Source organism: Bacillus sp. V2I10, from assembly GCF_030817055.1.
Lineage (GTDB): Bacteria > Bacillota > Bacilli > Bacillales > Bacillaceae > Bacillus_P.
The window spans coordinates 3,738,533-3,757,032 of sequence record NZ_JAUSYV010000001.1 but is presented as its reverse complement, the minus strand read 5'-3'; the positions used below and the strand labels follow the sequence as shown (position 1 = coordinate 3,757,032).

Annotated in this window: 22 protein-coding genes; 20 read left to right on the top strand and 2 right to left on the bottom strand. The window is 42.9% G+C overall.

The features are described 5' to 3' along the window. The first annotated feature begins 43 nt into the window (after window positions 1-43). The 17 genes from QFZ72_RS18975 to QFZ72_RS18895 all read left to right on the top strand — a co-directional run bounded on the left by QFZ72_RS18975 (window position 44) and on the right by QFZ72_RS18895 (window position 15,643). Complete coding sequence (locus tag QFZ72_RS18975) at window positions 44-928, top strand: 3-hydroxyacyl-CoA dehydrogenase family protein (RefSeq protein WP_307436380.1); 885 nt, start codon at window positions 44-46, stop codon at window positions 926-928. After that, window positions 925-1,707: an enoyl-CoA hydratase gene (locus QFZ72_RS18970; RefSeq protein WP_307436377.1), complete on the top strand. Its 783-nt coding sequence runs from the start codon at window positions 925-927 to the stop codon at window positions 1,705-1,707. The genes QFZ72_RS18975 and QFZ72_RS18970 overlap by 4 nt, the downstream gene beginning before the upstream one ends. Window positions 1,708-1,723: 16 nt before the next feature. Beyond that, window positions 1,724-2,131: an acyl-CoA thioesterase gene (locus QFZ72_RS18965; protein ID WP_307436375.1), complete on the top strand. Its 408-nt coding sequence runs from the start codon at window positions 1,724-1,726 to the stop codon at window positions 2,129-2,131. Window positions 2,132-2,155: 24 nt separating this feature from the next. Beyond that, complete coding sequence (locus tag QFZ72_RS18960; protein WP_307436372.1) at window positions 2,156-3,214, top strand: phosphotransferase family protein; 1,059 nt, start codon at window positions 2,156-2,158, stop codon at window positions 3,212-3,214. Next, window positions 3,214-3,954 (top strand): 2-phosphosulfolactate phosphatase, encoded by a 741-nt coding sequence (locus tag QFZ72_RS18955; protein ID WP_307436369.1) that lies wholly within the window; start codon window positions 3,214-3,216, stop codon window positions 3,952-3,954. Before QFZ72_RS18960 ends, QFZ72_RS18955 begins: the two co-directional genes overlap by 1 nt. A gap of 25 nt (window positions 3,955-3,979) precedes the next feature. After that, a complete protein-coding gene (locus tag QFZ72_RS18950; RefSeq protein ID WP_307436366.1) occupies window positions 3,980-4,744 on the top strand; it encodes an SDR family NAD(P)-dependent oxidoreductase in 765 nt (254 codons plus the stop codon). Window positions 4,745-4,757: 13 nt separating this feature from the next. Next, window positions 4,758-5,537, top strand: a complete 780-nt coding sequence (locus QFZ72_RS18945) for an enoyl-CoA hydratase/isomerase family protein (RefSeq protein ID WP_373464707.1) — start codon at window positions 4,758-4,760, stop codon at window positions 5,535-5,537. Between the two features lie 5 nt (window positions 5,538-5,542). Then, window positions 5,543-6,526 carry a quinone oxidoreductase family protein gene (locus QFZ72_RS18940; RefSeq protein ID WP_307439864.1) on the top strand — a complete coding sequence of 328 codons (984 nt, stop codon included), beginning with the start codon at window positions 5,543-5,545 and terminating at the stop codon, window positions 6,524-6,526. A gap of 357 nt (window positions 6,527-6,883) precedes the next feature. Further along, window positions 6,884-7,750, top strand: a complete 867-nt coding sequence (locus tag QFZ72_RS18935; protein ID WP_307436360.1) for a branched-chain amino acid ABC transporter permease — start codon at window positions 6,884-6,886, stop codon at window positions 7,748-7,750. Further along, a complete protein-coding gene (locus tag QFZ72_RS18930) occupies window positions 7,747-8,727 on the top strand; it encodes a branched-chain amino acid ABC transporter permease (RefSeq protein ID WP_307436357.1) in 981 nt (326 codons plus the stop codon). Before QFZ72_RS18935 ends, QFZ72_RS18930 begins: the two co-directional genes overlap by 4 nt. Next, window positions 8,727-9,506 (top strand): ABC transporter ATP-binding protein, encoded by a 780-nt coding sequence (locus tag QFZ72_RS18925; protein ID WP_307436355.1) that lies wholly within the window; start codon window positions 8,727-8,729, stop codon window positions 9,504-9,506. Before QFZ72_RS18930 ends, QFZ72_RS18925 begins: the two co-directional genes overlap by 1 nt. Next, window positions 9,484-10,191 (top strand): ABC transporter ATP-binding protein, encoded by a 708-nt coding sequence (locus QFZ72_RS18920; protein WP_307436352.1) that lies wholly within the window; start codon window positions 9,484-9,486, stop codon window positions 10,189-10,191. Before QFZ72_RS18925 ends, QFZ72_RS18920 begins: the two co-directional genes overlap by 23 nt. A 54-nt stretch (window positions 10,192-10,245) precedes the next feature. Then, on the top strand, window positions 10,246-11,427 hold the full coding sequence (locus QFZ72_RS18915) for an ABC transporter substrate-binding protein (protein ID WP_307436350.1): 1,182 nt from the start codon (window positions 10,246-10,248) through the stop codon (window positions 11,425-11,427). Window positions 11,428-11,580: 153 nt separating this feature from the next. Then, entirely contained in the window at window positions 11,581-13,254 is a 1,674-nt protein-coding gene (locus QFZ72_RS18910) for a long-chain-fatty-acid--CoA ligase (protein WP_307439862.1), read from the top strand. 4 nt (window positions 13,255-13,258) lie between these two features. Further along, a complete protein-coding gene (locus tag QFZ72_RS18905) occupies window positions 13,259-14,260 on the top strand; it encodes a phosphotriesterase family protein (RefSeq protein ID WP_307436347.1) in 1,002 nt (333 codons plus the stop codon). A gap of 120 nt (window positions 14,261-14,380) precedes the next feature. Continuing rightward, window positions 14,381-15,337, top strand: coding sequence for an NAD(P)H-dependent flavin oxidoreductase (locus QFZ72_RS18900; protein WP_307436345.1), 957 nt, complete (start codon window positions 14,381-14,383; stop codon window positions 15,335-15,337). Window positions 15,338-15,373: 36 nt separating this feature from the next. Further along, window positions 15,374-15,643 (top strand): UPF0223 family protein, encoded by a 270-nt coding sequence (locus QFZ72_RS18895; RefSeq protein ID WP_252205013.1) that lies wholly within the window; start codon window positions 15,374-15,376, stop codon window positions 15,641-15,643. Between the two features lie 34 nt (window positions 15,644-15,677). Here QFZ72_RS18895 and QFZ72_RS18890 read toward each other — a convergent pair whose 3' ends face one another. Then, on the bottom strand, window positions 15,678-16,316 hold the full coding sequence (locus tag QFZ72_RS18890; protein WP_307436341.1) for a YktB family protein: 639 nt from the start codon (window positions 16,314-16,316) through the stop codon (window positions 15,678-15,680). A 253-nt stretch (window positions 16,317-16,569) separates the two neighbouring features. Here QFZ72_RS18890 and QFZ72_RS18885 point away from each other — a divergent pair, with 253 nt between their 5' ends. The 3 genes from QFZ72_RS18885 (at window position 16,570) to QFZ72_RS18875 (ending at window position 18,163) form a co-directional block, all read left to right on the top strand. Beyond that, window positions 16,570-16,758: a hypothetical protein gene (locus tag QFZ72_RS18885; RefSeq protein WP_307436338.1), complete on the top strand. Its 189-nt coding sequence runs from the start codon at window positions 16,570-16,572 to the stop codon at window positions 16,756-16,758. Between the two features lie 157 nt (window positions 16,759-16,915). Then, window positions 16,916-17,707 (top strand): inositol monophosphatase family protein, encoded by a 792-nt coding sequence (locus QFZ72_RS18880; RefSeq protein WP_307436335.1) that lies wholly within the window; start codon window positions 16,916-16,918, stop codon window positions 17,705-17,707. After that, window positions 17,708-18,163, top strand: a complete 456-nt coding sequence (locus tag QFZ72_RS18875) for a GNAT family N-acetyltransferase (protein ID WP_307436332.1) — start codon at window positions 17,708-17,710, stop codon at window positions 18,161-18,163. A gap of 59 nt (window positions 18,164-18,222) precedes the next feature. Here the strand turns inward: QFZ72_RS18875 and QFZ72_RS18870 are convergent, their stop codons facing one another. After that, window positions 18,223-18,408, bottom strand: a complete 186-nt coding sequence (locus QFZ72_RS18870) for a YlaF family protein (protein ID WP_307436330.1) — start codon at window positions 18,406-18,408, stop codon at window positions 18,223-18,225. Between the last annotated feature and the right edge of the window lie 92 nt (window positions 18,409-18,500).

Below are 18,500 nucleotides of genomic sequence, written 5' to 3'. Positions count from 1 at the left end.
TGAAACATACCGACTGGTTAGTAGTCATTGAGGGAGGATAATCATGAAAAAAGAGGACATTCAGCAAATTTCGGTCATTGGAGCAGGGCAAATGGGACATCAAATAGCTATGCTGTGCGCGCTTAGCGGCTATGAAACCATCCTGCAGGATGTTCAGGAAATCGCTTTAGAAAAAGCCGAGTCGACCCTGCATTCCATCATGGATAAATGGGTGAAAAAATCCAAGCTGACAGAAGAAGCGAAACAGGCTGCTTTTGCAAGACTGAAATTCACATCTTCACTTGAGCGGGCAGCAAGTCATGCAGATTTTATTATTGAAGCTGTAGTAGAGAAACTGGATGTGAAGAGGGAACTCTTTGCAAGGCTTGATCAGCTTGCGAAGCCTCATGCTATTTTGGCTTCAAACAGCTCAACGATTGTCAATTCTCTGATCGCATCAGCGACAAATCGGGAAGACAAAGTCGTGAACATGCATTTCTTTTTCCCTCCGCTTGTCATGGATTGTGTAGAGGTTGTTATGAGTGAGCAGACTTCAAGTGAAACTGCCGAGTTAACAATGGAAGTCTGCAAAACAATCAACCGCACCGCTGTGCTTTTGAAGAAAGAAATTTCAGGATTTATCGCCAATCGCATTTTAGGAGCACTTCAAAGGGAAGCGGTTTTCCTATATGAAGAGGGATATGCAAGCTATGAAGATATTGACATTATCTGCCGCAAAGCTTTAAACCATCCAATCGGTCCGTTTGAATTAATGGACTTATCCGGCATAGATGTTGGCTATTACGTTATGCAGCAGAGGTTTGCAGAGTCGGGAGATCCTGCAGATAAACCGTTTGCCTGCATTGAGCAAAAGGTAAGGCAAGGCGAGCTTGGCAGAAAAACGGGCAAAGGCTGGTATGAGTATCAAAAAGAAGAGGTGAAAAAATGATGAACTCTGTGGTCACTTCAGAAAAAAATGGATCAATTGCGATTGTCACAATTAACAATCCTCCTTTGAACGTCATGAATCAGCAAGTAACTAGGGAACTGAAAGAATGCTTTCGGGCATTGAAAGAGGACAGTGAGGTTGTCGCCGTTATTTTAACAGGTGCGGGCGAGCGGGCTTTCATGGCCGGAGCAGATATTAAGGAATTTCCGCAGCTGATCGGGAAAAAAGGCATCAAAGCAAATTTCCTTGAAGGACACGCATTTTTAAATGAAATTGATCAGTTTCCAAAGCCTACAATCGCTGTTTTAAACGGGTTAACGTTTGGAGGCGGATGTGAGCTTGCGTTAACATGTGATCTTAGAATTGCAGAAGAGCATGCTCAAATCGGGCTGCCTGAAATTAAGCTTGGTTTATTCCCGGGCGGAGGCGGAACGCAAAGACTGCCAAGAATTGTGGGCGATGCAAAAGCAAAAGAAATGATGTTCACTGGCGACCCAATCGAGGCAGAAGAAGCGAAAAGGTTAGGACTTGTATCCTATGTTGTTCCTAAAGGGGAAGGACTTCAAAAAGCGCTGGAGCTTGCAAACCGCATCAGCCGTCATTCTCTGCCTGCTCTCTCAAAAATTAAGAAAGCAGTCGATCAAGGTTTAAACAGCACTCTGGAGGAAGGTCTTGACCTTGAAGCCGGTTTGTTTGAAGAGGTGTTTCAGACAGAAGATATTAAAGAAGGCGTGCAGGCTTTTATTGAAAAAAGAAAACCAGCGTTCAGCCATAAATAAGGAGATGGGGTGATCCATGCACGAAGCAAAAATAAGAGTGCGATTTTGTGAGACAGATGCGCTGGGTCATGTGAATAATACAAGCTACTTTATCTATTTAGAGGATGCGCGCGTTCAATTTTTTGAAGCTCTTGGCTATACAATGACTTCTGGAGACTGGCCATTTATATTAGCACGCGCAACATGTGATTTCCGCGGTCAGGCTTATTTCAACAATCATTTAATTATTAAAACCGCAGTTCAGAAAATCGGCTCAAAAAGCTTCACTGTTTCCCATGAAATCACTGAAGAGCAATCGGGACGCCTAATTGCAGAAGGAGAAGCTGTTATTGTAACATTCAATTTTAAGACACAGGAAACGGAATGGATGTCTGAAGAGCTTAAAGATCAATTGAAGAGGTTTGCTGCGGAAATAAAAATCTGAATATTTAAATAAAGAGGTGATACGATGTCTCAAATTATACCTGTCCGCACCGGGGAAGAGCTCAATGCCCAGATTCTTGAAGAGTGTTTACGAGCAGAAATCCCTTCGCTTCCTGCTGGTACTTTACATATTGAACAATTTGGGACCGGCGCTTCAAATTTAACCTATGCCCTGAGAATAGGAGAGTGGGAGGCTGTTTTAAGACGGCCGCCGCTCGGACCAGTGGCGCCTAAAGCTCATGATATGGAAAGAGAGTATAAAATCCTGAAAGATCTGAATCCTCTCTTTCCACTAGCTCCAAAGCCATATTTTTTCAGCGGTGATGATTCCGTGACAGGCAGTACGTTCTTTGTGATGGAAAGACGGCACGGTGTTCTTGTCGATACAGAACTGCCTGAAAATAGTGAATGTACGGTTGAAATAGGCCATTCTCTTTCCGAAGTCATGGTTGATACGCTTGTAAAGCTTCATGATGTTCCTTACAAAGGAACGGCGCTCGAAACATTGAGCAAGCCTGAGGGATTCATGGAAAGGCAGGTGCGCGGATGGATTGGCAGATATCACAAGGCAAAAACAGACGAAATCTTTGAAGTTGAGCTGCTGACAAAGTGGCTGCAGGCGAATTTGCCCGTTTCAGGAGAGCCAGCTGTCATTCATTATGACTTTAAATTCAATAATGCCTTGTTCTCTCAAAATCTGAAAGAAATGACGGGATTGTTTGACTGGGAGATGACAACGATCGGAGATCCGCTTGCAGACCTTGGCGCTGCCATGAGCTACTGGATGGAGAAGGATGATCCTGAACCTCTTAAAAAAGGAATGGGCAGACCTTCAATCACAACAAACGGGAAGTTCTATACAAGAGATCAGTTTATAGAGAGCTATGCGAGGAAAAGCGGGAGAGATGTTACAAATATTCACTATTACACAACATTCGCAACGTTTAAACTGGCGGTAATTTGTCAGCAAATCTACTATCGCTACAAAAAAGGCCAGACTAATGATCAGCGTTTTGCCCGTTTCGGGCCATTTACGCAAATCCTCATTCAGCATGCCCTTCGCATGGCACATAAGGAGTCATGATGGGAAAAATTCATGTTGTTACAAGAAAAGAAGAGATTGATTCTGTAAAAATGGAAAACAAAATCGCTGTCGTCTTCGACGTTCTGCTTGCAACATCAGCTATTACAACTGTTCTGCATCACGGTGCCCGGTCAGTTATTCCTGTTCTGGATGGGCAGCAAGCAAATGAACGTGCCAAACGGTTAAACAAGGATGAATACATTCTCGTCGGTGAGTATGAAGGGAAGACCATCGAAGGGTTTCTTGATCCGAATCCGTCCGCACTTAAGGATGCTGCCGCCGGAAAAAAGGTGATTCTATCGACTACAAACGGCACGGTTGCCGTGCATAAAAGCAGCTCAGGACTTAGGGTATTTGCATGTTCATTATTAAATGCGCGGGCTGTTTCAGAAAAATTGATAGCTGAAAATGCGAATGAAACGATTGTGATTGTCTGTTCCGGGTCGTCCGGTCATTTTAGTTTAGAAGATTTCTATGGTGCGGGATATTTGATTGATCTGCTGACCTCTCTGACTGACTGGGATTTAAGCGACTCTGCAAGAACAGCCAAATTATTTTACGAAGGCAATCACCAGGATCCTTTTCAAGTGCTTTCTCAGTCAAGAGTAGGAAAAATGCTGGAGAGATACGGTTTTGGAGAGGAAATTCAGTTTATCAGCAGGCGCAGCTGTTTTGATGTAGTCCCAATCCTGAAGGGGGATGAGCTTGTGAACATCGGCAAGGCCATCACCAGCATCTGAACAATCTGGGAAAGGAAGTGAATACATGAGATTTCAGCAGCAAATTGCCGTCGTAACAGGTGCCGGAAGCGGCATCGGCAAAGAAACGGCAAGAAGACTTACCTTAGAAGGCGCCAAAGTGATTTTGGTTGGCAGAAATGAGGAGAAATTAACATCTGCAGCTGATGAGCTGAACCAGGAAGAAAAAGCGGCATTTCCTTTCACAGCTGATGTGACGAAGGAAGAAGATGCAGCTTCTCTACTTACTTATGTAAAAGAAGAATTCGGGAATTTGCATGTGCTTGTGAATAATGCAGGAGGTTCTGTTCATTCGAGAATTATGGATACTACTTCTGATCAGTGGGATTTTGTCCAAAATGTGAATTTGAAAAGTGTCTTTCTTATTTCTAAAGCACTTGGAGGCTATATGGCTAAAAAAAGTGCGGTTCAGTCTGAGTGCAGGGCCATCGTGAATGTAGCTTCTCTCTCTGGCCATAAAGCGGGAGCAGAAATTCCGCATTACAGCTCAGCAAAAGCAGCTGTGATCAATTTTACGAGAGCGCTCGCCTATGAGTTTGCCCCTCACGGAATAAGAGTCAACTCGGTCTCGCCTGGTTTTATTGAAACACCTCTTACTGAAAAAGGTCTCCAAAATGAGAGATTTACACAAGCCATTAAAAGGAATACAGCGCTAAAGCGTGTAGGAAGACCTGAGGAAATTGCAAATATTATTGCGTTTGCCGCTTCACACGAGGCGTCTTATATGACTGGCACCGATTTGCTTGCAGACGGCGGCTGGCTGATTACATAAATTTTGAGGAGGAATTATGATGAGTGATTTATTGGTAGAAAAAAATGGACATGTCCTGTTTTTAACGTTAAACAGGCCTGAAAGATTGAATGCATTCAGTGCTGATATGATTCTTGCCCTGACAAATGAATTAAATAATGCTAAACAGGATGACAGCGTGAGGGTTGTTGTATTAAGCGGATCCGGAAGGTCATTCAGTGCCGGAGGAGATGTGAAAACAATGGGTGAAGCAGACGGTAAGCAGGTATATGATCATATTGGACGCCTGAACGAATGCATCAAAGCTTTTAAGGAATTAGACAAACCGATTATCGCAGCTGTGCATGGATTTGCAGCAGGAGCTGCCTTTAATCTGGCCCTTGCATGCGATCAGATCCTGGCTGCGGAAGACAGCAAATTTGTCATGAGCTTTTCGCAGGTAGGGCTCATTTCTGATGGAGGCGGTTTGTACTTCCTTCCGCGCATCATCGGTCCCTATAAAGCAAAGCAGTTATTTTTCAACGCAGAGCCAATCACTGCAAACCAGGCGCTTGAATACGGCATCGTAAATAAAGTTGTCCCTTTAGAACAGCTGAAAGATGAAGCTGTATCATATGCTCATAAGCTATCGCAAGGTCCGATCAAAGCGTACGGGATGATGAAAAAAATCATTAATTCCTCAGCTGTTTCAACACTTGAAGAGATCTTGGAGCAAGAAAGGATTGCCCAGACCCTGATGATTTCAACGGAGGATCATCAGGAAGGCATCCATGCATTTAAAGAAAAACGCAAGCCAGTCTTTCAAGGGAAGTGATGATGATGAGAGCGATCCAATTAGAAGAATACGGCGGTCCAGAGGTTTTAAAAGTGGTGGAAATGGAAGTTCCGGAGCCTGCAGCAAAGGAAGTTTTAATTAAAATAGAAGCAATCGGAGTTAACTATGCAGATACGGCGAGGAGGGAAGGACAATATGTGATTGATACACCTCTCCCGTTTGTTCCGGGTGCAGAGGTGGCGGGAACGGTTGAGGAAATCGGCAGTGATGTCACCCGCTTTAAAAAAGGAGATAAAGTCGTCACACTTCTTGGATCCAGCCGAGCCACAGGCTATGCGGAGTTCACTGTAGCTGAAGAAAAGGGATTAATTCCTGTTCCAGGCGGTGTGGATGTTAAACAAGCGGTGTCGCTTCCTCTTCAAGGGCTCAGTGCTTATCACATTTTAAAAACAATGGGGCGGATTGAACAGGGAGAAACCGTTCTGATACATGCAGCTGCAGGTGGAGTTGGGACAATTGCCGTACAGCTTGCAAAGCTATTTGGAGCATCTAAAGTCATCGCAACGGCGAGCACCCCTGAAAAAAGAAGCCTTGCCATTGAAATGGGTGCAGACGAAGCGGTTGATTATACTCAAGAAGGCTGGGAAAAGGAAGTTCTTCATCTGACTGGAGGCAAAGGTGTAGATGTAGCCCTTGAAATGGCTGGAGGCGATGTTTTCAGAAAAACATTATCATGCATGGCGCCGTTTGGCCGTCTTGTGATCTATGGAGTAGCGAGCGGTGAACAATCACGGCTATACCCTTCTTCACTCATGGCACAAAATCTGTCTGTCATCGGGTTTTTCCTTCCGCAGATTATGAGAAAGAAAGAGTTATATTTACAAAGTCTGTCAGACCTGCTCGGCTATCTTCAAAATGGAGAGTTAAAGCTGACAATCGGGGGCGTCTATCCTTTGGAAAGTGCGAAAGAAGTACATGAGATGCTCCAGGGAAGGCAAACAAAAGGGAAACTGATTTTAGTTCCTTAAAAAAGAAAAGCGGAATCGCCCGTTTAGCTCAGGGCATGGCAGATAAGAATCCTGCAAAAAAAGTCCGGGTTTGACTTATCCTGCTGATTTGTTCTGGCCGAGGAGATGGTCGCTTTCGCTTGCTATCAATGTGCAATAGTAAGGTATTCTCTCAAACTAATATGGGGCCCGCCGGTGTACGAAACGGCCCTTCTTTTTTCCATTACAATCTGCAAATCCTTCTACTTAATCCGCCTATATGCTGAAACATTCACTTCTGATATAAACATGACTTCATAAAAAATGACACATTGAAAAAGGGACGAGTCATTTCAGCTTTTCGCCTGTTCAGATAAAAAATAAGTAAGGGGGCCCGCAATGGAACTATTACTTCAGCAATTATTTAACGGGGTCACAATTGGAAGCGTTTACAGTTTAGTTGCTTTAGGATTAACGCTTGTTTTTGGCATTCTTCATATCCCGAATTTTGCTCACGGAGCATTTTATACTATCGGAGCATATGTAAGCCTGTTGTTCATGACACAGTACGGTATTAATTACTGGGCTGCCATGATTTTGTCCATTCTTATTGTAGCCGTGTTAGGGATTTTATGCGAACAGTTTGTGTTTAAATTCTTAGGAAATGTGAACCCAATGAGGGTCATGGTTGCTGCCATTGGACTTATGCTCTTTTTCGAATCATTGGCTCATCTAATATGGGGTACAGATTATAAACAAATGCCAACTCCTTTTTCAGGAGTCGTGGAGGTTTTCGGATTAACCCTGACCCAGCAGAGGATCTTGATTGTCGTATCTTCCATCCTTTTAATGCTTGCTCTGCATTTTTTCCTGACAAAGTCGATGACAGGCGCCTCGATTGTGGCCATGTCGCAAAATAGGGAAGGGGCGTTTTTAGTAGGAATAAATGCAAACATGGTCGCAATGCTTACATTCGCTATTGCAGCGGGTCTTGCTTCTGCCGCTGCAACGCTTGCTTCCCCTATTAATCTTGTCTTTCCAACGATGGGGAGTCTGGTTATTATGAAAGCTTTTGTCATTATTATCATCGGAGGTATGGGGAGTATACCAGGGGCAATTGTCGGAGGCTTTCTCCTTGGTTTAACAGAAAGCCTTGGAGCGACTTATTTATCAAATGACTACAAAGATATGATTGCTTTTCTTCTCTTAGTAGCTATATTAACGATTAAGCCAACAGGATTATTTTCAAAGGGGGCACGCACGTGAAGATTCAAAGACTTGTGCTGCTGGGTATCCTGCTGATCACCGTCTTATTCCCGCTCCTTTCTCAAAATCACTATCACAAGCAAATTATCATTCTTGTGATGATTTGGTCGATAGCGGTTTACGGACTAAATATTATTTCTGGTTTTACAGGGCAGCTCTCGCTTGCACACGCCGGTTTTTTTGCATGCGGGGCATATACTCTCGGCATTTTAACTGCTACTTATCAAATGAATTTCTGGATTGCCTTTATTGCGGCTCTGGCTGCTACGGTAGGCTTAAGTTTTTTAATTGGTTTGATCGCTCTGAGGACGAGACATCACTTTTTTGCTATCTACACGATGTGTGTCGGTTTCATTATTTATTTGACGATTGATAAATGGGACGAGGTGACAGGGGGAGTCAGAGGTCTTATCGGCATTCCTGTTCCGTCTCCGATCGGTCCGGTTACGTTTGAGACAATCGAATCCCAATATTACTTCATTCTGCTTTTCTTACTTGGAACCATCCTTGTTGTTAAAAGAATAAAAGATTCTCTTTTTGGCAGAACGCTGCAAGCGATCCGCGGAAGTGAAGATCTTTCAAAAACAATCGGCATCAATATTATGAAGAACCAGCTGCTGGCATTTGTTCTATCTGCATTTTTTGCTGGGCTTGCGGGAGTTCTTTATGCAGGCTTTATCCGTTTTCTCGGGCCGGATATTTCAGCCATCACGGTGACGTTTGAAATGCTGATGTATTTGCTTGTCGGCGGAATCGGAACAATGACAGGGCCGGTTCTGGGAACATTTTTAATTGTATCTGTCACCCAATCACTTCAATTTTTGGAAGAGTACCGAATGCTGATTTTTGGTCCGATTGTTGTATTGATCATGCTTTTCTATCCTAAAGGGCTTGTTGGCAGCTATTATACTTTAAAAACGTTTTTGCTAAGCCGTAAGACAGCACCTGTAAAAGAGAAAGTGAAGGAGGCAGGCTGATGCTGATCGAGATAAATCAATTGACTAAATCCTTTGGCGGTTTAACGGCAGTGAATCACGTTGACCTCGCGATTGAACAAGGAAAGATTACCGCCATCATCGGGCCGAATGGGGCAGGGAAATCCACGTTCTTGAACTTGATCAGCGGTTTTCATCGCCCAACATCAGGAAGCATTCACTTTGAAGGGAAAGATGTAACTGCAGCCAAACCGGCAAAAATGGCGAAGCTCGGGATTGGCAGAACGTTTCAAACGACGAATTTGTTTTCAGATTCAACCGTAATTGATAACGTTCTGATCGGTTACCGCCTCCGGACGAAAGCTCATCTATTCGACGGCATTTTTAACAGCAGGAGGGAAAAAACAGAACAAAAAGCATGTTATGACAAAGCGATGGAAGCTCTATTTTTCTGCGGCATCGAGCATTTGGCAGGAGAAGTTGCTTCTTCTATTACCCAGGAATCACAAAAAAGGGTTGCCATTGCTCTCGCACTTGCAACTGAACCGAAAATTGTGCTGCTGGATGAGCCTGCAGCGGGTGTAAATCCTGACGAAACGGATGGATTGTCACAGCTTATTCTTAAGCTGAAAAACCATGGCTATACCGTTTGTTTCATAGAACATAAGATGAAAATGGTCATGAGTCTCGCTGACAAAGTGATGGTCCTGAATCATGGGAAAAAAATTGCTGAAGGTCTGCCTCGGGATATTCAGGCGGATCAGAATGTCATTGAAGCCTATTTAGGAGGACATGCCTATGCTGAAGCTTCAACATATTGATGTCTATTACGGTCGCTATCAGGCACTTAAAAATGTGTCAATGGAGATTGGACAAGGCGAGCTTGTCACAATCCTTGGTGCAAATGGTGCCGGTAAAAGCACATTATTCAATACAATTTCAGGGCTGAATAAAGCTTCAGCTGGCCAGATCTTATTTAATGAAACAGAAATCCAGAACAAACCTCCTCATAAGCTGGTCAGATCCGGGATTGTTCAGTGTGCGGAGGGCAGAAAGCTTTTTCCTGAAATGTCCGTTTTTGAAAACTTGAAAATGGGCAGCTACAGTCACCGCAAGGAAAGGGAAATGGTCAAAAAGCGGCTTGATGAGATTTATGCTCTCTTCCCGATTTTATTTGATAAAAGGAAAGATGCAGCAGGTTCTTTAAGCGGAGGACAGCAGCAGATGCTTGCAATCGGACGTGCACTCATGTCCCACCCGAAAATCCTGCTTCTTGATGAACCGTCGCTTGGACTTGCACCGCTTATCGTTGACCAAATGTTCAAAGTCATAGAGGAAATCCATAAAAACGGCACCACCATTTTGCTTGCTGAACAAAATGCGCATGCCGCTCTTTCAATCTCATCAAGAGGGTATGTCATGGAGAGCGGACAGCTTGTAATGGAAGGTTCAAGAGATGAGCTGTTTGATAACGAAGAGATTAAGCGTGCTTACATAGGCGCATGATCATACCCTTCATGAATAGTGAAGGCGGAAAAATGAAAAATAGGGGGAATCAATGTGAAATCGCTGAAAAAAATTGGTCTAGTACTTGGATTGTCCATTTCCATCCTCGGGCTCCAAGCATGCAATTCAAGTGAATCGTCAACCACATCGGGAGAATCAGGATCAAAAGATGGAACGGTCAATATTGGCTTTAGCGGTCCTCTATCAGGCCCCGCTGCATTCTACGGGGAAAATACATTAAGAGGTTTAACTATGGCAGCTGATGAAATCAATAAAGAGGGATTTGAAGTAGACGGAAAAAAATACAAAGTGAAAATTGTTTCCCTTGATGACAAATATCTGCCGAATGAAACAGGAACAAACGCACGAAGACTTGTTCAGGAAAACAAAACTCCAATCGTGTTCGTTCCTCATAGCGGAGGTGTTTTTGCAACACAAGTGTTTAATCAGCAGGAAAATTTCATTATCGGTGCCTATACGAGTGAGCCTAAAATTCAGGAGCAGGGAAATAAGCTGACCTTGAGCATTCCTCCGGCATATGATGCCTATCCAGAGCCGTTTGCAGACTATCAAATGGAGCGTTTTGGGAAGAAGCTTGCTTTAATACCTACAGCTACTCAATACGGAAAAGATTGGACCGATACTATTAAGCCTGTTTGGGAAGAAAAAGGCGGGGAAATCGTGTTTGACGGCTCAGTCGATTTCAGCAAAGAAACAGACTTCTTCACAATCATGACAAATGCCTTAAAAGAAAAGCCGGACGTGCTATTTGTCGGCGGGCCATCTCAGCCAACGGCTCTTTTAATCAAGCAGGCAAGAGAGCTTGGTTTTAAAGGGGGAATTATGGTGATGGATCAGGCGAAATTTGAAGAAATGGAGCCGGTGTTAGGCGGATATGAGATGCTTGAAGGTGCGATTGGGACGCTTCCTATTAAAGAAAGTGACGCATCTGGCGGACAGGCATTTGTTGATAAATATGCTGAAGTGAGTGATGGGATTCCTACTGCAGAGAGTGCTTTTAACTATCAGGCTCTGCATGTAGCTGTAAAAGCGATGCAGGCTGCAGGCACTGTCTCAGACCCGGCTAAAATCATGGAAAACATGGAGGAAGGTATTAAAACCCTAGAGGACGAGCAGATGGTCTGGCATTTAACAGGCATTGAAAACAATGGATTTGACTGGGAAACTTCCATTTATGCCGTAGAAGATGGAAAGCTTGTCAATATCAAAAAGTAACAGCTGGAGTTTCCCGGTTATCTTTAGGGAAACTCTATTTCATTACCTGGATCAGAATTTTAAAAAATAGTTTAATTAGAAAAAGGTATTTATCAGAAAAGTTAGAAATTAAATTGTAAGCGTTACCAATAAAGGAGAAGAGGTGTGATAACGATGATTCAATCTCATTTTGAACATTGGCCGGTAAGAGTCCCGTATACGTTAACAGTTCCCGAAACGACGCTTTATGACAATCTGGAAATTTCGGCGAGGAGATACCCTGAAAAAACAGCGATTTATTATTATGGTGCAGAAATTACATACAGGCATTTAATGCGTGAGGTTGATTCGCTTGCAGGGTTTCTGGAAAATAAATTATCCGTTGCCAAGGGAGAAAAAGTCCTGTTGTTCGTACAAAATTCCCCTCAGTTTGTCATCGGTTATTATGCCATTCTGAGAGCTGGCGGGGTTGTTGTTCCGATAAATCCTATGAATACGGCAGAGGAACTCAGGTTTTATATTCATGACTGCCAGATAAAGACAGGTATTATTGGACAGGAGCTTTACGAACGAATACAGCCTGTTTTTGATTCAACCACACTGAAAAATGTTATTGTCGCTGCTTACTCTGATTATCTTTCTCCAGATTCTCTGAATGAGGACATCCCGGAAGAGGTAAAAAAAGGAGCGGTTGAGCTTTTAAATCATGATCATATGAGCTGGAAAGATGCTGTGCAGGGATTATTTGCACCTTCTGAAATGACTTCTCTTGCAGATGATCTGGCTGTTTTGCCTTACACTTCCGGCACAACCGGACTGCCAAAAGGATGCATGCATACGCATCGGACAGTTCAGGCTAATACGTTTGGCGGCTATCATTGGCTGAACGCTACTTCTGACGCGATCTGCTTGGCAACTTTGCCTCTTTTTCATGTGACAGGAATGGTTCACAGCATGCATATACCTATTCTATCAGGAGCAACAGTCGTGATGATGACTAGATGGGACAGGGAATATGCAAGAAAAATCATTCGCGATTTAAGAGTGACACATTGGATTAACATCAGCACGATGCTGATTGACTTTTTGGCAAATCCCGCGCTTGTAAAGGAAGATATGACATCCTTGATGAACCTTGCCGGAGGAGGAGCAGCTCTCCCTGCGGCCGTAGGAGAAAAGCTGTATAAAATGACCGGTCTCAAATTTATTGAAGGATATGGGCTGTCAGAGACAATTGCCCAGACTCACTTCAATCCGCCTGACCGTTCTAAGCTCCAATGTCTTGGTATTCCATCGTTTGATGTGGATGCAAGAGTAATCGATCCAGTTCATCTAACGGAGCTTGGAACAGGTCAGGAAGGAGAGATTGTTGTTTACGGCCCGCAGATTTTCCTCGGCTATTATAATCGCGAAGAGGAAAATGAAAAGTCTTTTATTGATATTGAGGGCAAAAAGTTCTTCAGAACAGGTGATATCGGCAAACGTGATGAGGAGGGCTATTACTTCATTGTGGACCGTGTCAAACGGATGATCAACGCATCAGGATTCAAAGTGTGGCCGACGGAGATTGAAGGTGTAATGTATCAGCATCCTGCCGTCCAGCAGGCATGCGTCGTAGGAGTTCCTGATAAAAGACGGGGTGAAACTGTTAAAGCATTTATCATATTAAATAAAGAGTTTGAAGGTAGAATCGATGCAGATGAAATCGTGAACTGGGCAAAAGAAAAAATGGCAGCTTATAAATATCCAAGGCTCATTGAATTCAGAAAAAGCCTGCCAATGACATCAAGCGGAAAACTGCTGTGGAGAAAGCTCCAGGAAGAAGAAAAACAAAAGGTTTTGGGGTGAGAGAATGAAACATATGGTTGAAACAGTTACTGGGCCAATAGCAGCCAATCAGCTTGGCAAAACATTAATTCATGAACATTTTGTATTTGGCTATCCCGGATTCCACGGTGATGACTCTCTTGGGGGATTTGATGAACAGGATGCTCTTGAGACAGGCATTACCATTGCCCTTCAGCTCTTGAGCTTTGGGGTTGACACGGTGGTCGATCCAACTCCGAATGAATGCGGCAGAAACCCTGAACTATTAAAGGAAATCTCTGAACGTACAGGACTGCAAATTGTGTGCGCAACAGGTTTTTATTATGAGGGAGAAGGTGCAACTCCTTATTTTAAATTCAGGCAGGGACTCGGTACAGCTGAAGAAGAAATATATGAAATGTTTAAGAAGGAAATAACAGAAGGAATCAGGAATACCGGAATAAAGCCCGGTATTATCAAGCTTGCTTCAAGCAAAGGTGTCATTACCGAATATGAACGAATGTTCTTTAAAGCCGCTGCAAGGGTACACCTAGAGGAAGGCACGGTCATCCTGACGCATACACAAGAAGGAACAATGGGGCCTGATCAAGTGGAATTATTGATTGATCTTGGATGTGATCCTAAAAAAATAGTGATTGGCCACATGTGCGGCAATAGGGATACAGATTATCATGTGAAGGTTTTGGAAAAAGGAGCATTCATCGCATTTGACAGGTTTGGCATACAGGGCATGGTAGGGGCTCCGAACGATGACGAAAGAATAAGAACCCTTATCAAATTAGTATCCCTTGGCTACACAGATCAAATCATGCTGTCTCATGACACAGTTAATCATTGGGTGGGACGGCCGTTAATTCTGCCTGAGGTGATACAGGAAAAACTGAAAAACTGGCACCCTGCCCACCTTTTTGAAAATATTATCCCTGAGCTTCGGGAGCAGGGGGTGCCTGAAGAAAACATCCGAACAATGCTTGAGATCAATCCGTCAAGACTGTTTTTTCATCAGGAAGCTAAAATCAGTTCTTAATTTTTTGAGGCAGCCTGAGCTGCCTTTTTTTATTGCCTTTAAAAAAAGGAGTTGAAACAGAAAAAGAGAATTTGAATATCACAAGGGATTTCATGTGCATCAAAGAAAGGGGATTTTTAAATGGAATGGAAGACTAGAATTACAGAGCTTTTAAACATTCAATACCCAATTATTCAGGGAGGACTTGCATACCTTGCATATTCTGATTTGGCAGCTGCTGTATCAAACGCAGGCGGACTGGGCCAAATAACAGCGATGTCTCTTGGAGAACCTGAACTGCTTCGGGAAGAGATTGCAAAAGTCCGCAAAAAAACAGATAAGCCGTTTGGTGTGAATTTTGCGGTCGGCCAGCACGGAAGACCATTCTCAGATCTGCTGGATGTGGCAATTGAAGAAGAAGTACCTGTCATTTCAATGACAGGAGGCAATCCTTCCGCTATCTTTGATCAATTAAAAGGAACAAACGTAAAAAAGCTTGTTCTGGTGGCTGCCAGAAGGCAAGCTGAAAAAGCAGAAGAACTTGGAGCAGACGCTGTTATGGTTGTAGGACATGAAGGAGGAGGCCACCTTGGAAGAGATGACACCGGAACGTTCGTTTTAATACCCCAAGTGGTTGATTCGGTGTCCATTCCTGTTATTGCATCCGGAGGAATTGGTGACGGCAGGGGATTGATGGCTGCACTCAGTCTCGGAGCAGAAGGAATTGAAATGGGAACGAGGTTTATTGCTACACAAGAATGTGTACATGCGCATTCAGAATACAAACATGCCCTTGTAAACAGTTCAGAACGGGATACTGTTGTCATTAAACGCAGTATTGGAGCGCCGGCTAGAGCACTAGCGGGACTTTGGACAGCTAAAATATTGGAGATGGAGCAAAAACAAGCTGATTATGAGCAGTTAAAAGATTATATTAGCGGCCATGCTAACAAAAGATACATATATGATGGTATGATTGACAATGGTTTTGCGTGGGCCGGACAAGTTACAGGCTTAATCCGCGACGTACCGAGCGTTGAACAGCTTCTCTCGAGGATGATAACTGAGGCCGGCGAAATAAGACAAAGATGGAGTTAACTAACTAATCAAGCAGGAAATGGCAGGTGAGGAACAATGGATTATCAATATCCGATTCAGCCTGATTGGAGCACAAATGAAATCATTGATGTGATTGCATTTTTCCAATCGATTGAAAAAGCATATGAGAGCGGGATCAGCCGGGAAGACTTGATGAAAGCATACCGGAGATTCAAAGAGATTGTCCCAAGCAAAGCAGAAGAGAAGAATCTCTGTGATGATTTTGAAGAAATGAGCGGGTATTCTTCTTACCGCGCCATTAAAAAAAGCAGAGAAAGCAGCGATGCTGATAAAATTAAAATGTAAAAGGACGGGTTCATCCCGTCCTTTTGTGTATTTTTTATGACACAGCAGCCTTTTGAGCAATAGTATAAAGAGGAAGCAGCGTTTTAAATGTTTCTTCCATTTTGTCTGTAAATTCTTTTCCGCTCATTTTAACGGCATCTTCTCTGTCAATTTTAATTCCGCATAATAATTCAGCTTTTTTGACATTTTCAAGGCGTTCAAACATTTTTTGGAAGTCTTCTTGGCTCATGTCTTTTTGAACAGATACTTCCGGTTTTGTATGGTCCGCCGACCAGACGAAATGGTCGGGGATATGTGAACGCAGCCTGGTCCAGTTTTTTGCAAGCTCGGCTCCGTATTGGTCTTTTACAGGAGACTCATAAATAACCGCAAACCAGGCGAAGGCGTGAGTTTCCCATAAGCCGATTTGAAAGTGGGGAAGCATTTTATATCCGCGCTTATTGCTTGCGAATGCAACCCAAGTATCTTTAGGCGGGTTAACCGACCGGCGTGCGTGCTTTGCAACATGTGCAAACATTTCATCCCCCGTCATTCCTGAGAGTTCTGAGGCAAATTTTTCACCTAACTGCTCAAGCTTTGGCCTTACTGTATGAATTAATGCTTCCATTCGCTCATCTAAGCCGTCAATTTTAAAAACATCGAAATCTTCATTTGTAAATCCTTTGAAGTCCATTTCTTACTACCTCCTGATCACGTTGCATGCCACCATTTTAGCACATCAGCCAGCATATCCGAAAGAAACTTGCACGTTTCGACACTATGAAAATGTGGTATTAACTAAATAATAGGTAAATACACAATTTTCACTTCCAAGTTGCATCCTATTTTCAAGTTTCATATCATATATAAAAATATCAGAAAATTACGCCAAATGAAAAGTCGCTGGTTAACAATTATAGACAATATTTGAAAGGGGCGGTAGAAAGATGAAGCAAATTGTGAAAACTACTGGACAAAAGGAATCGGATAATCGTATTGGGGTGCTGAAACTTGAATTAGATTACGAATTGGCCACCCTTTATGACGCCATGAGCGAAAAAGATGAAACAAAGAAGAATGAATGCAAACGGAAGCTTGAGAGACTAAGAAAAGAATGGCTCAGACTGCAGGCTTAAATGCAGCATACAAAGCGAACCTCGCATAAGGGTTCGTTTTTATCTGAGTAGCTGATTTTTGGGCAGATGAGTGCGCCATTTGCTTGCTTTCCATAATTTCCTTGCGTTATTCTTATTTTATATAAATAGCTTACCTACATAGAAAGAAGGTTTATACATGGCAAATTGGTCTAAGATCGAAAGTGATGCAAAAACATGGATTTACGCGGCAGGAGAAACGATCAGACAGTCTTTTCAAAATGTGCTGCAGATCCAGTCAAAATCTAATCCGGATGATCTTGTCACCAATATGGATAAAGAAACCGAGCAATATTTCATTTCGAAAATTAATGAAACATACCCGGAGCACAGGATCCTTGGGGAAGAAGGATTTGGTCACGACATACAATCTTTAGAAGGAATTGTCTGGATTGTGGACCCGATAGACGGAACAATGAATTTTGTTCATCAGCAAAGGAATTTCGCCATTTCAATCGGAATTTATGAAGATGGGGTAGGACAAGTCGGTCTGATCTATGATGTTGTTCATGACGAGCTATACCATGCAGTCAAGGGCAAAGGAGCCTATATGAATGATTACAGACTCCCCGAGCTGAAGGATGTTCCTTTAAACCAGGCTGTGATTGCTTTGAATGCAACATGGGTCATGGAAAATAAACGATTTGATCATAACTTATTAGTTCCAGTTGCAAAAGCGGTCAGAGGAACACGGTCATATGGTTCTGCCACACTAGAATTTGCCTATGTTGCATCAGGAAGGCTTGATGCTTATATTACGCTGAGACTTGCTCCATGGGATTTTGCTGCCGGTCTGATTTTACTCGATGAAGTTGGGGCTAAAGCAACGACATTAGATGGTGAAAAAATAAATCTGATTGGACAAAACAGTATTTTCGTTGCAAAAAAAGGGATTCACTCCACTATTCTAAAGGATTATCTGCATAAGTAGATGCTGAATTACCGTTTATTTGAAGAAAAAGATTATCCTTTCTTTGCAGAGCTGATTTCAGCAAGCGAAGCCTGGCATGAAGAGGAATGCAGGCCAGATCAGGCAGAAGAATACATGACATCATATAAAATGTATAACGGCACTTGGCTCATTTGGATGAAGTCAGCAGAAAAAATTGGCATCTCCTTTCATCTTAACTGGGCTCCTTCCAATGAGAAACCGTGGATTGGAACGGTCCTGATTCATCCCAAGCACCGTAATCAAGGTCTCGGTATGAAAATGATCGAGCAGATATCGGCACAATTAAAAGGCGATGGCCATAAAGCAGTATTCGCTGGCTGTCCGGCTTCGAGGCTGGACTGGCTGAAGTTTTTAGGGGGATGCGGATTTGAACAGCTTAAATCAGAAAAAGATTCTGAAGGCAAAGAATATATAATCACTGTAAAACCTGTATAGCCCCTTATTTAGGGGTTTTTTAATGTGAAAAAACCTGGGACTCGGAGCCCAGGCTTTTGTTAAAGAATTCCTTTATCCCGCATTTTCTTTTTTGTAGCAAATCCAAATCCCATTGCCGCAATAATGGCAATAATAGAGATCACTATGCCTAAAATACTTCTTTCACCAACCGCTATGCCGACGCTTACCATCGAGGCAGCTGCAATGAATGCTAAAAGAAAGAAGACCCATTTTCCAGATTTCATCTGATATTTCATCCCTTTCAAGAACCGTTTGGACAGCAAATTTTGTCCCTTTTATTAGTTTACATAAAATGATTCCTTTTTTCTATAAAAGT

Bases quoted from the DNA above. Each gene is read 5' to 3' on its own strand.
- QFZ72_RS18920 (WP_307436352.1), top strand. From the start codon at position 9,484: ATGCTGAAGCTTCAACATATTGATGTCTATTACGGTCGCTATCAGGCA.
- QFZ72_RS18925 (WP_307436355.1), top strand. From the start codon at position 8,727: ATGCTGATCGAGATAAATCAATTGACTAAATCCTTTGGCGGTTTAACG.
- QFZ72_RS18880 (WP_307436335.1), top strand. From the start codon at position 16,916: ATGGCAAATTGGTCTAAGATCGAAAGTGATGCAAAAACATGGATTTAC.
- QFZ72_RS18935 (WP_307436360.1), top strand. From the start codon at position 6,884: ATGGAACTATTACTTCAGCAATTATTTAACGGGGTCACAATTGGAAGC.
- QFZ72_RS18940 (WP_307439864.1), top strand. From the start codon at position 5,543: ATGAGAGCGATCCAATTAGAAGAATACGGCGGTCCAGAGGTTTTAAAA.
- QFZ72_RS18900 (WP_307436345.1), top strand. From the start codon at position 14,381: ATGGAATGGAAGACTAGAATTACAGAGCTTTTAAACATTCAATACCCA.
- QFZ72_RS18875 (WP_307436332.1), top strand. From the start codon at position 17,708: ATGCTGAATTACCGTTTATTTGAAGAAAAAGATTATCCTTTCTTTGCA.
- QFZ72_RS18975 (WP_307436380.1), top strand. From the start codon at position 44: ATGAAAAAAGAGGACATTCAGCAAATTTCGGTCATTGGAGCAGGGCAA.
- QFZ72_RS18905 (WP_307436347.1), top strand. From the start codon at position 13,259: ATGAAACATATGGTTGAAACAGTTACTGGGCCAATAGCAGCCAATCAG.
- QFZ72_RS18965 (WP_307436375.1), top strand. From the start codon at position 1,724: ATGCACGAAGCAAAAATAAGAGTGCGATTTTGTGAGACAGATGCGCTG.
- QFZ72_RS18960 (WP_307436372.1), top strand. From the start codon at position 2,156: ATGTCTCAAATTATACCTGTCCGCACCGGGGAAGAGCTCAATGCCCAG.
- QFZ72_RS18910 (WP_307439862.1), top strand. From the start codon at position 11,581: ATGATTCAATCTCATTTTGAACATTGGCCGGTAAGAGTCCCGTATACG.
- QFZ72_RS18870 (WP_307436330.1), bottom strand. From the start codon at position 18,408: ATGAAATCTGGAAAATGGGTCTTCTTTCTTTTAGCATTCATTGCAGCT.
- QFZ72_RS18895 (WP_252205013.1), top strand. From the start codon at position 15,374: ATGGATTATCAATATCCGATTCAGCCTGATTGGAGCACAAATGAAATC.
- QFZ72_RS18955 (WP_307436369.1), top strand. From the start codon at position 3,214: ATGGGAAAAATTCATGTTGTTACAAGAAAAGAAGAGATTGATTCTGTA.
- QFZ72_RS18890 (WP_307436341.1), bottom strand. From the start codon at position 16,316: ATGGACTTCAAAGGATTTACAAATGAAGATTTCGATGTTTTTAAAATT.
- QFZ72_RS18885 (WP_307436338.1), top strand. From the start codon at position 16,570: ATGAAGCAAATTGTGAAAACTACTGGACAAAAGGAATCGGATAATCGT.
- QFZ72_RS18950 (WP_307436366.1), top strand. From the start codon at position 3,980: ATGAGATTTCAGCAGCAAATTGCCGTCGTAACAGGTGCCGGAAGCGGC.
- QFZ72_RS18970 (WP_307436377.1), top strand. From the start codon at position 925: ATGATGAACTCTGTGGTCACTTCAGAAAAAAATGGATCAATTGCGATT.